This window comes from Variovorax sp. RO1 (assembly GCF_002849325.1).
Classification (GTDB): domain Bacteria; phylum Pseudomonadota; class Gammaproteobacteria; order Burkholderiales; family Burkholderiaceae_C; genus Variovorax.
In genome coordinates, this window is record NZ_PKMT01000001.1 from 1,641,229 (window position 1) to 1,656,260 (window position 15,032).

At 66.7% G+C, this 15,032-nt stretch carries 8 protein-coding genes; 7 read left to right on the forward strand and 1 reads right to left on the reverse strand.

Annotated elements, in window-relative coordinates; translation table 11 throughout:
- Positions 1-350 precede the first annotated feature (350 nt).
- From CY658_RS07995 to CY658_RS32420, 7 genes are all read left to right on the forward strand, one after another.
- A complete protein-coding gene (locus tag CY658_RS07995; protein ID WP_101489614.1) occupies positions 351-7,058 on the forward strand; it encodes a tandem-95 repeat protein in 6,708 nt (2,235 codons plus the stop codon).
- Between the two features lie 68 nt (positions 7,059-7,126).
- Positions 7,127-8,464, forward strand: coding sequence for a TolC family outer membrane protein (locus CY658_RS08000; RefSeq protein ID WP_101489615.1), 1,338 nt, complete (start codon positions 7,127-7,129; stop codon positions 8,462-8,464).
- Complete coding sequence (locus CY658_RS08005; RefSeq protein WP_101489616.1) at positions 8,461-10,653, forward strand: type I secretion system permease/ATPase; 2,193 nt, start codon at positions 8,461-8,463, stop codon at positions 10,651-10,653. Before CY658_RS08000 ends, CY658_RS08005 begins: the two co-directional genes overlap by 4 nt.
- On the forward strand, positions 10,650-11,894 hold the full coding sequence (locus CY658_RS08010) for an HlyD family efflux transporter periplasmic adaptor subunit (RefSeq protein ID WP_101489617.1): 1,245 nt from the start codon (positions 10,650-10,652) through the stop codon (positions 11,892-11,894). The genes CY658_RS08005 and CY658_RS08010 overlap by 4 nt, the downstream gene beginning before the upstream one ends.
- A gap of 66 nt (positions 11,895-11,960) precedes the next feature.
- Positions 11,961-12,404 carry an outer membrane protein assembly factor BamE domain-containing protein gene (bamE, locus tag CY658_RS08015; RefSeq protein ID WP_099791177.1) on the forward strand — a complete coding sequence of 148 codons (444 nt, stop codon included), beginning with the start codon at positions 11,961-11,963 and terminating at the stop codon, positions 12,402-12,404.
- Positions 12,380-12,838: a hypothetical protein gene (locus CY658_RS08020; protein ID WP_101489618.1), complete on the forward strand. Its 459-nt coding sequence runs from the start codon at positions 12,380-12,382 to the stop codon at positions 12,836-12,838. Before bamE ends, CY658_RS08020 begins: the two co-directional genes overlap by 25 nt.
- Before the next feature lie 105 nt (positions 12,839-12,943).
- Positions 12,944-13,129, forward strand: a complete 186-nt coding sequence (locus CY658_RS32420) for a hypothetical protein (RefSeq protein ID WP_143713626.1) — start codon at positions 12,944-12,946, stop codon at positions 13,127-13,129.
- Positions 13,130-14,216: 1,087 nt separating this feature from the next.
- Here CY658_RS32420 and CY658_RS08030 read toward each other — a convergent pair.
- A complete protein-coding gene (locus tag CY658_RS08030; RefSeq protein WP_143713627.1) occupies positions 14,217-14,864 on the reverse strand; it encodes a hypothetical protein in 648 nt (215 codons plus the stop codon).
- Between the last annotated feature and the right edge of the window lie 168 nt (positions 14,865-15,032).

A 15,032-nucleotide genomic window follows, 5' to 3' on the forward strand; every position in this document is an offset into this window, starting at 1 on the left:
CTGGCAAAAGTCCGTAAGCCAAAAGACCGCCCGTGTCCGCTTTCCTTCACCCCCGAATTACCGTATTTCTTTCCCCATTCGTGTGAAGTATTCGACGTTCGCACACGTTTGTGAACAGTTGTCCGCCACGGCAAACGCCGCGGCCTCTCCGGCAAAAGTCTGGCCGACCCCCCGCACCAAGAATCCCGCCCCATGCAAGCGCAAGCCTGTGTGGGACCCGCACCGGGTCTCGCCGGCAAGTCCTCGAGAGACGCAAGCGGCGCTCGAGATTTCCCAATGTGTGCGGCCCGGGCTGTTCGTCGAAAGCGACGGCGCGCCCGAGGTTCGGAGTCAAGGAGCAAGGACAAATCATGGAAGCTGTTTACAAGTCTGGTGGCGCGTCGGCCCGCAAAGCGGCGACGGCAGAAACCCCTCTGGTTCTGGATCGCCCGTCGATCGTCTCGCTGAAGATTGCGCCCGAGAGCGTGCTCAAGTTCGAGCGCCGCGGCGACGACCTCGTGCTCGTGATGCGCGACGGCCAGGAAGTTGCCGTGCGCGGCTTCTTCGCCGAGTACCCCGACGGCGGCCGCAACGACCTCGTGCTCGAAGACGGCGCCGGCGTGCAGTGGTGGGGCCAGTACACCGCGCCCTGGAAAGACTTCCACTTCACTGAAATCGAATGGAACGACGCCGGCGGCGCGCTGCTGCCCGACGGTGTGCCCGGCTGGCTGCTGGGTGCGCTCGGCGTGCTGGGCGTCGGTGCCGCCGCGAGCGGTGGTGGCGGCGGCGGCGGTGGCTCGGCCTTCATCCCGCCGTTGCTCCCCCCGCAGAACCGCGGCCCCGAAGGCAAGGCCGAGCCCGTCGTCACCGAGCAGGACAAGCCCGTGACCGGACAAGTGCAGGCCACCGACCCCGACCGTGACGCGCTGAACTACACCGTCGCCAAGGGCCCCGAGCACGGCACCGTCACCGTCGACCCGTCCACCGGCCAGTTCGTCTACACGCCCAAGCCCGGCTACGAAGGCCCCGACAGTTTTGAAGTGACCATCAGCGACGGCAAGGGCGGCACCACCACCGTGAAGGTGCCTGTGACCGTCTCGCCCGTCAATGACGCGCCCACGGCGCCTGACTACACCGAGACCACGAACGAAGACACGCCCGTGAGCGGTCGCGTGACCGGCAGCGACATTGATAGCGGCGACACGCTGACCTACACGAAGGGCAGCGATCCGGCGCATGGCACGGTGACGGTCAACCCCGATGGCACGTACACGTACACGCCTGGCGCCAACTTCAATGGCACCGACAGCTTCACCGTCACAGTGAGCGATGGCCACGGTGGCACGACCACCAGCACCGTGACGGTCACGATCGATCCCGTCAACGACGCGCCAGTGTTCGTCGACGGTGGCGGCACGCCGGTGAACACGACTGACGGGTACGTCTTCGGCTACGACGAGAACCGCCCCGCAGGTACCGTGCTCGGCACGGTTCGCGCCACCGACGTCGACAGCACGACCGTCACCTACAGCATCCTGTCGGGCAACGACGACGGCTACTTCGCCATCGATCCGGTCACGGGCGCGATCAGCCTCACGGCCGCAGGCGCTGCAGCGTTCGTCAACAACTTCGAAGCAGCATCCAACGTTCACACGCTGACGGTCGGCGCGAACGACGGCACCGTCACTACGGTCATTCCCGTCACGCTCAACGAGCAGGACATCAACGATGCACCGACGGCACCCAACTACACCAAGACCACGAACGAAGACACGCCGGTCAGCGGCCAAATCGTCGGCAGCGACGCCGACGGCGACACACTGACCTACACCAAGGGAAGCGACCCGGCGCACGGCACGGTCACGGTCAACGCCGACGGCACGTACACCTACGTCCCCGGCGCCAACTTCCACGGCTCCGACAGCTTCACGGTGACGGTGAACGACGGCCACGGCGGCACGATCACCAGCACGGTGAACGTGACTGTCAACCCGGTGAACGACGCGCCCACGGTGATCGACTACACCAAGACCACGAACGAAGACACGCCCGTCAGCGGCCAGGTCGTCGGCAGCGATGCCGATGGCGATGCACTGACATACACCAAGGGCAGCGACCCAGCCCACGGCACGGTCACGGTCAACACCGATGGCACGTACACCTACACGCCGGGCGCGAACTTCAATGGCACCGACAGCTTCACCGTCACGGTGAGCGACGGCCATGGCGGCACGACGACGAGCACCGTGAACGTGACCATCAACCCCGTCAACGACGCTCCTGTGTTCGTCGAAGGTGGTGGCGGCGGAACGCCGGTGGACACAGCCACCGGCTATGTCTTCGGCTACGACGAGAACCGCCCTGCAGGCACTGTGCTCGGCACCGTCCGCGCCACGGATGTCGACAACGCGAACGTCACCTACAGCATTCTGTCGGGCAACGACAACGGCTACTTCGCAATCGACCCGGTCACCGGTGCGATCAGCCTCACGGCTGCAGGCGCTGCGGCCTTCGTCAACGACTTCGAAGCCGGTTCCAACGCGCACTCGCTGGTGGTCGGCGCGAACGATGGCACGGTCACGACGACGATTCCCGTCACGCTCAACGAGCAGAACATCAACGACGCACCGACGGCGCCCGACTACAACAAGACGACGAACGAAGACACGCCAGTCAGCGGCAGTGTGGTCGGCAGCGACGTCGATGGCGACACGCTGACGTACACGAAGGGCAGCAACCCAGCGCACGGCACCGTCACGGTCAACGCCGATGGCACCTACACCTACGTCCCGGGCGCCAACTTCAACGGCACCGACAGCTTCACCGTGACGGTGAGCGACGGCCACGGCGGCACGACCACCAGCACGGTGAACGTGACCGTCAACCCGGTGAACGACGCACCGACGGCCCCTGACTACACCAAGACGACGAACGAAGACACGCCAGTCAGCGGCAAGGTGACGGGCGCTGACCTGGACGGTGACGCGCTGACCTACACGAAGGGCAGCAATCCTTCGCATGGCACCGTGGCCGTTAACCCCGACGGCACCTACACGTACACGCCGAACCCCAACTTCAACGGCACCGACACATTCACCGTCACGGTGAGCGACGGTCATGGCGGCACGACGACGAGCACCATCACGGTCACCGTCGATCCGGTGAACGATTTGCCCACGGTCCCGAACTACACCAAGACCACGAACGAAGACACGCCGGTCAGCGGCCAAGTGACTGGCAGCGATGTCGATGGCGATCCGCTGACGTACACGAAGGGCAGCGATCCAGCCCACGGCACGGTCACCGTCAACGCTGACGGCACCTACACGTACGTCCCTGGCGCCAACTTCAACGGCACCGACAGCTTCACCGTGACGGTGAGCGATGGCCACGGCGGAACGACCACCAGCACCGTGACGGTCACGATCGATCCGGTCAACGATGCACCGACGGCACCTGACTACACGAAGACCACGAACGAAAACACGCCCGTCAGCGGCCAGGTCGTCGGCAGCGATATCGACGGCGATACGCTGACGTACACCAAGGGCAGCGACCCAACGAACGGCACCGTCACGGTCAACGCGGACGGCACCTACACGTACACGCCTGGCGCTAGCTTCAACGGCACCGACAGCTTCACTGTCACGGTGAGCGATGGCCACGGCGGCACAACGACCAGCACCGTGACGGTCACGATCGACCCGGTCAACGATGCACCGACGGCGCCCGACTACACCAAGACCACGAACGAAGACACGCCCGTCAGCGGCCAGGTCGTCGGCACTGACGTCGATGGCGACACGCTCACCTACGTGAAGGGCAGCGACCCAGCGCACGGCACCGTCACGGTCAACCCCGATGGCACCTACACCTACACGCCGGGTGCCAACTTCAACGGCACCGACAGCTTCACCGTCACGGTGAGCGACGGCCACGGCGGCACGACCACCAGCACCGTCAACGTGACCATCGACCCCGTCAACGACGCCCCCGTGTTCGTCGACGGAGGCGGCACGCCGGTCGAAACGACCACCGGCTACGTCTTCGGCTACGACGAAAACCGCCCCGCCGGCACCGTGCTCGGCACCGTCCGCGCCACCGACATCGACAGCGCGACCGTCACCTACAGCATCCTCTCGGGCAACGACAACGGCTACTTCGCCATCGACCCCGTCACAGGCGAGATCAGCCTCACGCCCGTAGGCGCTGCGGCGTTCGTGAACGACTACGAAGCGGGCGCCAACGCGCACTCGCTGGTGGTCGGCGCGAGCGACGGCACGGTCACGACGAACATCCCCGTCACGCTCAACGAGCAGAACATCAACGACGCACCGACGGTGCCCAACTACAACGAGACGACCGACGAAGACACGCCTGTCAGCGGCAAGGTCATCGGCAGCGACGTCGATGGCGACGCGCTGACCTACGTCAAGGGCAGCAACCCAGCGCACGGCACGGTCACTGTCAACGCCGACGGCACCTACACGTACACGCCTGGCGCCAACTTCAATGGCACCGACAGCTTCACCGTCACGGTGAGCGACGGCCACGGCGGCACGACGACCAGCACCGTGAACGTGACGATCAACCCCGTCAACGACGCTCCCGTGTTCGTCGATGGAGGCGGCACGCCGGTGAACACGACAGACGGCTATGTCTTCGGCTATGACGAGAACCGCGCCGCAGGCACCGTGCTCGGCACCGTCCGTGCCACCGACGTCGACAGCGCGACCATCACCTACAGCATCCTCTCTGGCAACGACAACGGCTATTTCGCCATCGACCCAGTCACGGGCGCAATCAGCCTCACGCCCGCAGGCGCTGCGGCGTTCGTCAACGACTACGAAGCGGGCGCCAACGCGCACTCGCTGGTGGTCGGCGCAAGCGACGGCACCGTCACGACGAACATCCCCGTCACGCTCAACGAGCAGAACGTCAACGAAGCACCGACGGCGCCCGACGACACCAAGACCACGAACGAAGACACGCCCGTCAGCGGCCAGATCGTCGGCAGCGACGTCGATGGCGACACGCTCACCTACACCAAGGGCAGCAACCCGTCGCACGGCACGGTGACGGTGAACGCCAACGGCACCTACACCTACGTTCCTGGCCCGAACTTCAACGGCACCGACAGCTTCACCGTCACGGTGAGCGACGGCCATGGCGGCACGACCACCAGCACGGTGAACGTGACCGTCAACCCGGTGAACGACGCGCCGTCGGCCACGGTGACCAACGCCGATGTCCTCTCCGAAGGCAGCCTGCCCGGTGGCATTCCGGCTGCGGGAGAGCCGCCGCTGCAATCGACCGGCACCATCTCCATCACGGACCCGGACAGCCTGGCCGGCGACCTGTCGGTGTCGCTGAGTGGACCGAACGGCATCACCTCCGGCGGCCAGCCGGTGACGTGGACCTGGGACGCGGGCACGCACACACTCACGGGCAGCGTCACCGTCGGCGGCGTCACCACCGAGGTGATGACCGTGGCCGTGGGCAACGTCACCGCCACGGGCGCGGGGCAGTTCGAGGCGGGCTACACCGTCACGCTGAAGGCGCCGATCGACCACCCGGCTGGCAACGGCGAGGGCGTGTCGAACCTGCAATTCCAGGTGCATGTGACCGACGGCCAGACCGCTGCTGCGCCAGTGAGCTTCGATGTGCCCGTCAAGGACGACGCGCCGGTGCTCGTGAACGGCGAACAGTCTGTCGACGTGGCGCCGATCAACACGAACCTGATGGTGGTCCTCGACCTCTCCGGGAGCATGGGGCAGGAAACCCCGACACGCCTCAGCCGTGCGAAAGAGGCCGTCCAGAACCTGATCGACGGCTACGACCTGTACGGCGACGTGAGGGTGCAGCTCGTTACCTTCAGCAGCACCGGGGCGGCGCAGCAGGCCTGGATGACGGCGGCAGAGGCCAAGACGCTGGTGCAGAACCTGCAGGCCGGGGGCGGCACCAATTACGACGCTGCCCTGGCGCAGGCGATGAGTGGCTTCTCGGCGACCGGCAAGTTGCAGGGTGCCCAGAACGTCTCGTACTTCCTCACGGACGGCGAGCCGACCCAGGGTGACGGCAACACCGGCCAGTTGAACAACCAGAACAACAACAACTCGTCCGACAACGGCATCCAGGCAGCGGAAGAAACGCTCTGGAAGAACTTCCTCACCACCCACCAGATCAACTCGTTCGCGCTGGGCCTGGGTTCCAGCTTGGGCCCGACGGAGCAGGGCTTCATCGACCCCATCGCCTACAACGGCAACACCGGAACGAACACCAACGGCAAGATCGTCACCGACACGAGCCAGCTGAACGACATGCTGCAAGGCACGATCAGCGTGCCGCCCACCGTCAGCAACCTGCTGACCGGCGGCCTCGGTGGCTCGTCGGGCTTCGGCGCCGACGGTGGTCATGTGTCCACGCTGAGCATCGACGGCACCACCTACGCCTTCGACAGCAACACGGGCCTGATGACGAAGACCGGCCCCGCCACCGGCAGCGACTACAGCTACAACGCGGCGACACACCAGGTCACCATTGCCACGGCGCAGGGCGGCAAGCTGGTCGTGGACTTCGACTCGGGCGAATTCAGCTACCAGGTGGCACCGCGCACCACCAGCTCGCACAACTACGACGAGACCCTCAGCTACCAGGTGGTCGACCGCGACGGTGATGCGAGCAACGTGGCCACGCAGACGCTGCACGTCAACTACACGCCGGCAGCCGGTGCGGCGGGGGCGGCAGCGCTCTTCAGCTCGCCCGACTCGCTGGGCCTGGCCGGCGTCGACGAAGTGACGGTGTCGATCGAGCAGCAGCAGCAAGATGCGCCGCATTTCCCCTTCGGCGACAGCCCATGGGGAGGCATGCAGCTGTCCGACATGCTGCAGGGTTTCGGCGCTGCCGAGTCGTTGCATGCGCTGCTGCAGGCCGCGTTCCCGCCGCCCTTCGCATCCGCGCAGGCATCGCCCTCGGTGCTGGCCCTGGCGTCGTCGGCCGATTCGCTCGCGGCCTACGCACCGCCCGTGGCCCCTTCGCTCGACGACGAGCTTCACATGGGCCTCGCGCTTCACCACTGAGTGACCGGGGTGCCGGCGCCGCTTGCGGTGTCGGCACCTTGTTCGCACGCTGTCGCCCGTTCTTACGCATGCTTGTTTTTTCTCGTCATCTCCCGTCCGCCGCCGCGGGCCTTTTCTTCCTGCTCGCCGGCACGGCGGTGCTTGCGCAAGCGAGCGCCGCCACCCCGCTGGGCATGACCGAGGCCGTGCGCCTGGCCGCCACCTCGCACCCGACCGTGCGCAACGCGGTCGGGCAGGCCCTGCAGGCGGGCGAGGGCATTGCGGCCGCGCGCTCGGGCTACTACCCGCAGGTCAGCGCCGGCCTCAGCGCGCGCACCGGCAACCGCCAGCTCCAGACCGACGGTCGCCGCCAGGTGCACCAGGCCTCGCTGTCGGTGACCCAGCTTCTGTACGACTTCGGCAAGGTGTCGAGCGCCGTGAACGAGGCCGAGGCTTCGGCCACGGCCGCGCGCGCCAAGCTGCTGGTGGCGGTCGACGACGTGGTGCGCGACACCGCGCAGGCATGGATCGAAGTGCATCGCCAGCAGGCGCTCGGCGAGATCGCGCAGGCCCAGGTGAAGGGCGTGCAGTCGCTGGCCGGCCTCGTGGGCGAGCGCCAGGCCAAGGGCGCCACCAGCCAGTCCGACGTGGCGCAGGCGCAGTCGCGCCTGGAAGCCGCACGCGCCCAGCAACTCAACACCGCGTCGCAGGCCGAGCGCTGGCGCCTCAACCTCATGCATCTGACCCAGGGCCGCGCACCGGTCGACATTGCCGGCGAAGCGTCGCCGCCGCTCGCGAGCGCCTGCGCCGCGCACCCGCAGACGGCCTTGCCCGCGCCGACCGTGCAGATGGCGCAGGCCGAGCGCGACATGGCACAGGCCGCGCTGCGCGGTGCCGATGCGCAACTGCTGCCCACCTTGTCGCTCAACGCCGGCGTCAACCGCGGGCTCGAATCGGGCGCGCGGCTCGCCGGCCAACCCGCCACAGAAAGCACGTTCACCGTCAACTTCAGCGCGCCGCTCTACGAAGGCGGGCGCAGCCAGGCCCGCCAGCGGGCCGCCGTGCACGCCGTCGAAGCGGCCGAGGCCGCGCTGGGCTATGCACAGCTCAGCGTGCGGCAGCGGCTCGAAGACGCGCGCGTGCAATCGCAAGGCCACGCGCAGCGCCTGCCCGTGCTCGCCGCGCGCGTGCACAGCACGCAGCGCACGCGCGACCTGTACCGCGAGCAGTACCTGCAACTGGGCACGCGCTCGCTGCTCGACCTGCTCAATGCCGAGCAGGAGTTCCACGGCGCGCGCTTCGAGCAGGCCGAGAGCGCGCACGAAGTGCAGCGCCTCGCGGTCGAGTGCCTGTACCAGTCGGGCCGCCTGCGCGAGGCCTTCGGGCTGGTCGATGCAGGCGACCTCGTCGCCGGAGGCCAGCCATGACCGCCACCACCATGCCCGAGCTGTCTGCCGCGCGCGGCCCCGAGCTGCTCGCCGGCTGGGTCGATGCCGTGCTGGCCGTGGCCGCCCACTACCACCTCGACACCTCGCGCGAGCGCATCCGCGGCGCTGCCGCATGGAGCGACCACGAAGACATCGGCGAGCGCGTGCGCCAGATGGCCCGCCAAGCCGGGCTCACCGTGCGCCAGGTCACGCCGCGCCTGGACACCCTGAGCCCCTGGCGCCTGCCCGTGGTGCTGCAACTGCGCGACGGGCAGGTGGCCGTGGTCACCGCCATCTCGGCGCAGGGCCTGCGCGTGATGCTCGGTGGCGACCAGGGTGCAGAAACCGTCTGCACGATTGACGAGCTGCAACCCGCACTCGAAGCCATGGCCGTGCTGCGGCCCGCGCAATCGGCGCCCGACTCGCGCGTCGACGCCTACATCCGCCCTGTCGAGCCGCACTGGCTGCGCCAGATCGTGCTGGCCGATTGGCGGCCCTACGCCCACATCCTCGTCGCGTCGCTCGCCTACAACCTCATGGCGCTGGCCGGCACCTTGTTCTCGATGCAGGTGTACGACCGCGTCGTGCCCGCGCAGTCGCTGCCCACGCTGCATGTGCTGTTCGGCGGCGTGCTGCTGTCGATTGTGTTCAGCTGGGTCATGCGCGGCGCGCGCATGCGCATCACCGACGTGGTGGGCAAGCGCGCCGACCTGCGCATTTCTGACCGCGTGTTCGGCCACGCGCTGCGCGTGCGCGGCTCGGCGCGCCCGCGCGCTACCGGCACCTTCATCTCGCAGCTGCGCGAGCTGGAGCCCGTGCGCGAAATGCTCACGTCGACCACCGTGGCGGCCGTGGCCGACCTGCCGTTCTTCTTCGTGTTCTGCGTGCTCTTCTGGTTCATTGCCGGCTGGCTCGTGCTCGTGCCGCTGGCCGCGTGCGTGCTGCTGCTCGTGCCCAGCCTGCTGGCGCAGCCGCGCCTGCGCGCGCTGGCCCAGGCGGGCATGCGTGAATCGTCGCTGCGCAACGCCATGCTGGTCGAGGCCGTGCAGGGCATCGACGACATCAAGGTGCTGCAGGCCGAGCCGCGCTTCCAGAACCAGTGGAACCACTACAACGCCGTCAACGCCGACTCGGGCCTGCAACTGCGTGCGCTGCTCAACACCCTGAGCAACTGGACGCAGACCGTGCAGGGCGGGGCCTTTGCCTTCGTCGTGTTCTTCGGTGCGCCGCTCGTGATGGACGGCCACATGAGCACCGGCGTGCTCGTGGCCGCATCGATCTTGTCGACCCGCATGCTCGCGCCGCTGGCCGGCGTGACGCAGGTGCTCAACCGCTGGCAGCAGGCCAAGGTGGCCGGCGAGTCGCTCGACCAGCTCATGAAGCTCCCGGTCGACCACCCGCCCCACGAGACGCGCGTGCACCGGCCCGCCGTGCAGGGCGACTTCACGCTGCGCGACGCCGTCTTCAGCCACGACGGCCAGACCACCGCGCTGCACGTGAAGGCGCTGCACATCGGCGCCGGCGAACGCATTGCCGTGCTCGGGCGCAACGGCGCGGGCAAGTCGACGCTGCTGCAGGCGCTGTCGGGCCTTATCGAACCGCGCGCGGGCAGTGTGGTGCTCGACGGCGTGTCGATGGCCCACATCGACCCCGCCGACGTGCGCCGCGACGTGGGGCTGCTCGCCCAAGACGCGCGCCTGTTCCACGGCACCCTGCGCGAGAACCTGCAGATGGGCACGCCCCACGCCACCGACGCCGAACTGATCACGGCCCTGCAAGCCACCGGCGCCTGGGCCTTCGTGCGCCGCCTGCCCACCGGGCTGGACCATCCGCTGCTCGAAGGCGGGCGCGGCCTCTCGGGCGGACAACGCCAGAGCCTGCTGCTCGCGCGGCTCATGCTGCGCCGCCCCAGCGTGCTGCTGCTCGACGAGCCCACCGCTTCGCTCGACGAAGTGGCCGAACGCGAAGTGATCGAACACCTGCGCGCGCTGTCCGCAGGCCGCACGCTGGTGCTGGCCACGCACCGCCCGGCCGTGCTCGAAGCGGTCGACCGCATCCTCGTGGTGGACGGCGGCACCGTCGTGCTCGACGGGCCGCGCGAGCAGGTGATGGCGCGGCTGCGCCAGGGCGCGGCGGCATCGCGAGAGACCACGGCCCCCGCAGGCCGTGGCAAGGAGACGCAGGTATGAACGCCGTGACATTGACCAAGGCACAAGTGCAAGCGCCCACCGCACCGGCCGTATCCACCGCCACCGTGTGGGGTCCCGGCGGCGCCGACGACTTCGACGAAGCCCGCGCCAGCGGCTCTGCGCGCGTCGTGTGGTTCGTCGCGCTCTTTCTGCTCGTGTTCTTCGTGTGGGCCTGGTGCTTCGAGATCGACGAGGTGTCCAGCGGCATGGGCAAGGTGATTCCCAGCTCGCGCGAGCAGCGCATCCAGTCGCTCGAAGGCGGCATCCTTGCCGAGCTGCGCGTGCACGAAGGCCAGATCGTCGAGAAGGGGCAGGTGCTCGCGCAGCTCGACCCGACGCGCGGCGAATCGAGCGTGGAAGAAACCGCCGCGCGCTACCGCGCCGCCCTGGCCAGCAGCGTGCGCCTGCGCGCCGAGGTGGAAGGGCGCAACACCCTGCAGTTCCCCGCCGAGCTGAAGGCGCACGCGCAACTGGTCGACTCCGAAAGCGCGCTCTTCCGCTCGCGCCAGGGCAGCCTGCGCGACACCACGGCCGGCCTGGGTCAGGCGCTTTCGCTCGTGCGCAAAGAGCTCGACATCACGCGTTCGCTGCAGGTGAGCGGCGCGGCCAGCAACGTCGAACTCATCCGCCTGCAACGCCAGGCCGCCGACCTGGAGCTGAAGATTTCCGAGGCGCGTTCCAACTACATGGTGCGCAGCCGCGAAGAACTCGCCAAGGCCGATGCCGAGGTGAAGTCTTTGTCGTCGGTGGTGCGCGGGCGTGCCGACTCGCTCGAGCGGCTCACCTTGAACTCGCCCGTGCGCGGCATCGTCAAGAGCTTGCAGGTCACCACCATCGGCGGCGTCGTGCCGCCCAACGGCTCGTTGCTGACCCTCGTGCCGCTGGACGACCAGTTGTTGGTCGAGGCGCGCATCTCGCCGCGCGACATTGCCTTCATGCGGCCCGGGCAGGAGGCGCAGATCAAGATCACCGCCTACGACTACGCCGTGTACGGCGGCCTCAAGGGCCGCGTCGTAACCATCGCGCCCGACACCCAGCGCGACGAGGTCAAACCCGAGATCGTGTACTACCCCGTGCTCGTGCGCACCGACTCCGACGCACTCACCGACAAGGCCGGCCGCCGCATGCCCATCGTGCCCGGCATGGTGACCACCGCCGACATTCGCACCGGCCGCAAGACCGTGTGGGACTACCTGACCAAGCCGCTGAACAAGGCGCGCGAAGCCATGCGCGAGCGCTGACCCGCGCGCGCTCATCTTTCCCCACAAACCCATCTGACACCCATCTGACCCAAGAGGACGCTAGCCATGACCAAGACCCCGCACGCATCACCCGCCGTTGCCACCTTCGTGCTCGCCGCCGCGCTGCTCGGCGCCGCCACCACCGCAGTGGCCCGCGACAACCCCGTGGACCCCGTGAGCAACCCCGACAAGCTGGACTACCGCGACGTCGAGGCGCGCCGCCCCGACTTCAAGGAACCCTTTCTGCGCGACGGCGTCGTGTCGCGGCCCGAGCGCTTTCGCGAGATCAAGCCCGGCCTCAACCAGGCCCAGGTGCTCGCCGTGCTCGGCCAAGCGCTGAAGCAGCAGCGCGGCGCGCTCGGCACCGAGTGGGACTACCACTTCAAGTTCCAGATGCCCCAGTCGGCCAACTACCTCGTGTGTCAGTACAAGGTCGTGTTCGACGACAGCCAGGCCGTGCGCAGCGCCGTGTGGCGCCGCCGCCAATGCCTGGACCTGCTGCCGCGCTGAGCCCCATAGGCAGCAGCAACAACAGCAACATCGGTCCGCAGCCCATGCTTCGCGACGCCACGCGCGCGCCCCGTCCCTACGAGGCCTTCGTGTACGGCAACTCCGCCGACGAGCCGATGCGGCTGGCCGAGCGTTGCCTGGAGGTGATCGAGGGCACGCTGAAAAGCGTCGACCGCGTCGTGACCTGCCTGCGCGCCGCCGAGCTGGAACACGGCATCGGCATCCCGGCCATGACGCGCGCGCAGATCACCGACGCCGCCGAATGGCACCGCGCCAAGCTGCAGGGCCTGCTGGCCGTGAAGCTGCAGCTCACCCACCGCGGCGGCGACATCCATCTGGTGGACGACCTGCACCTGGTCGTGCGGCTCAAGTCGCGGCTCACCGCGCCCGGCGGCTTTCTGCCGGGGCTGTTCCACCGCATGCCCCATGGCTGACGTGGACGACGAGGCCGTCGCAGTGGATGCAGCCCGCTGCAGGGGGCTTTGTCTTCTGCGTGCGTTGAACGACGACGCCCGCACGGCCGCCCCGGGAGGCGCGCCGTGATCCGCCGCACCAAGCGCTTTCGCAGAAACCTCTATCGGTTGAGCGACGTGGCGCTGTGGCTGCTCTTCGCCGTCTTCCTCGCGTTGGCGGTCGATGCGCTGCCGGACCGCAGCGCCAGCCAGGCCGGCTACGTGGACGGCCACGAGAGCAGCGAAGCCGAACGCGCCACGCACGCGCACTAGCTAGCCAGCGGCCGGCCCTGCGCTGGGCCTCGCTTCGCCTCGTCTCCGGTGAAGCCCAAAAAACCGGGGCACCTCAGATATCTCGTCGATTCGAGGAATCCTCGACGAATTCTTTTCTCTTGCGCGGCTTTGCTTCTCTACAGTGAATGCCCCCGTGACAAGACGGCCCGCTGTAGCGGCCGACGAACCCCGTGAAAGGAAACGCCTTCTCCCCATGCATCCATTGATCGATTGACGAGCGAATGAATGAACCGCTTTGCCTCACGGCGGGTGTCGATGCCTCTTTGTGGCGCAGCGACACGAATGTGAAGCGCAAAAGGCGACGGCCAGGGTGCGTGAACACCCTGACCGTCTAACCACATGACGTGCAACTACTTTCGAAAGCGAGCACAACAAATGGCTGATCGAATTATGGCCGGGCGTTCTACGCCCCAATCTCCCCGCCGCAAGAGCGGGGCGACACCTTCGTCCACCCCCACTGGCGAAGACGCCCGAGACCTCCTCGAAATCAAACTGGCCCAGCTGAACTCCCTGCTGTGGTGCTGCTACGGCGACGGCAACGGCTGGTTTGAGGAAGCAGGAGAGAAACACCGGGATCACATGCTGTGGATTGCAGCGGATCTGGCGAGGGAGGCGGAGAGGTTGTTGGGGGAGAGTGGGAGGGGGTAGGGGATTGGTGCTCGGCCGCCGTGTCGTTGTGACCGGCGGCGGGTCACTTTTCCATCGTCTCCAATGCTGCAACGAGCGCGTCTCCTACTCCTAGAACGAGGGCTGAACCGCTTTGCAGCGATTGCTGCTGGTTGTAGCTGCAGCTTGACCTCAGGGTGTCTGCCCTGCAGCAGTCATCCGGTTCCTAGTGATCGTGCCGGCCCGACAGCTGGTTCGAGGTAGGCGGCCCCAATATTGGCAGCGTACGGCTGCGGGCGGCATCTTGAACGTCTGCTGCTTGTGGTCGGGTACTGATGCTCTCGATCCGGAGCAGTCAAAGTCGGGGCTGAATTCAGAGAGCCAAGGCTGACATTCAACGATTGGTTTCAGCGGCCGCTAAAGGCGACCCGATGGAAAGGCCTACTAAGGTAGCCCCGTCTCAGAGCGTCTCCCATGTTTTCCTTGACCGGAGATATGAGTCTTCATTGCAGAACATTCCAAAAATCTCGCTGAAATACGGTACGCCATCCCCTGGAACGGCATGTGCGGCGTCCCCCAACTCTATGATGAGTTCCGTCCAGTACCGAATGATCTGTAGAACAGCTAACTGTCGATAGGGAGCCACCGCCTCCCACATCCCTGTTCGCTGACTACCCTCCTCAAAGGTGGTAATTCCATCGCCTGTCTCGGCGGTGTGCCGAACCATTGAGGTAGCACCGAGCAGCCGCGCGCCGAGGCTCGCACTATGCGCGATCTGGTCTTTTCTCTTTTGCGAAACGCGTGAACTGTACAAAGGAGTATCGACTTCCTCGAACCATCTTCCAACGGGATCGGCCGATGACCTCCCTCCGACCAGGATGTCGATGTTTGAATACCGGTCGCCGTCCGCGAAGTCGTGCAGCACACGCATGATTGCCGTGTGTACAGGATCGGAAAGATCGCGCGTCATTTGCAGTTGAATCGAGCGCCTTTCTGTCACCTCTTTCGAACGCTCGTAAAGTAGTTCCAACTTGTGACCGAACTGATGCTTCATCTCTTTCTGTTTCGGAAATGCTCCGTCCGTTTCGATGAAGTGATCAAGGATCACGCAGAGCTTTCCGATCCGTTCCAGCCCTGTCGAAAGACTGGTAAACGCTTGAAAGTAGATCCTGTTGATTGCTGCCGAAAATTGACCCACTAAACGCAGTAATTTCCGTCTAAGACTGACCCACGTAAAACCCTACCCTGCTCATTTTTAAAGCAGGGGATCCTAGGA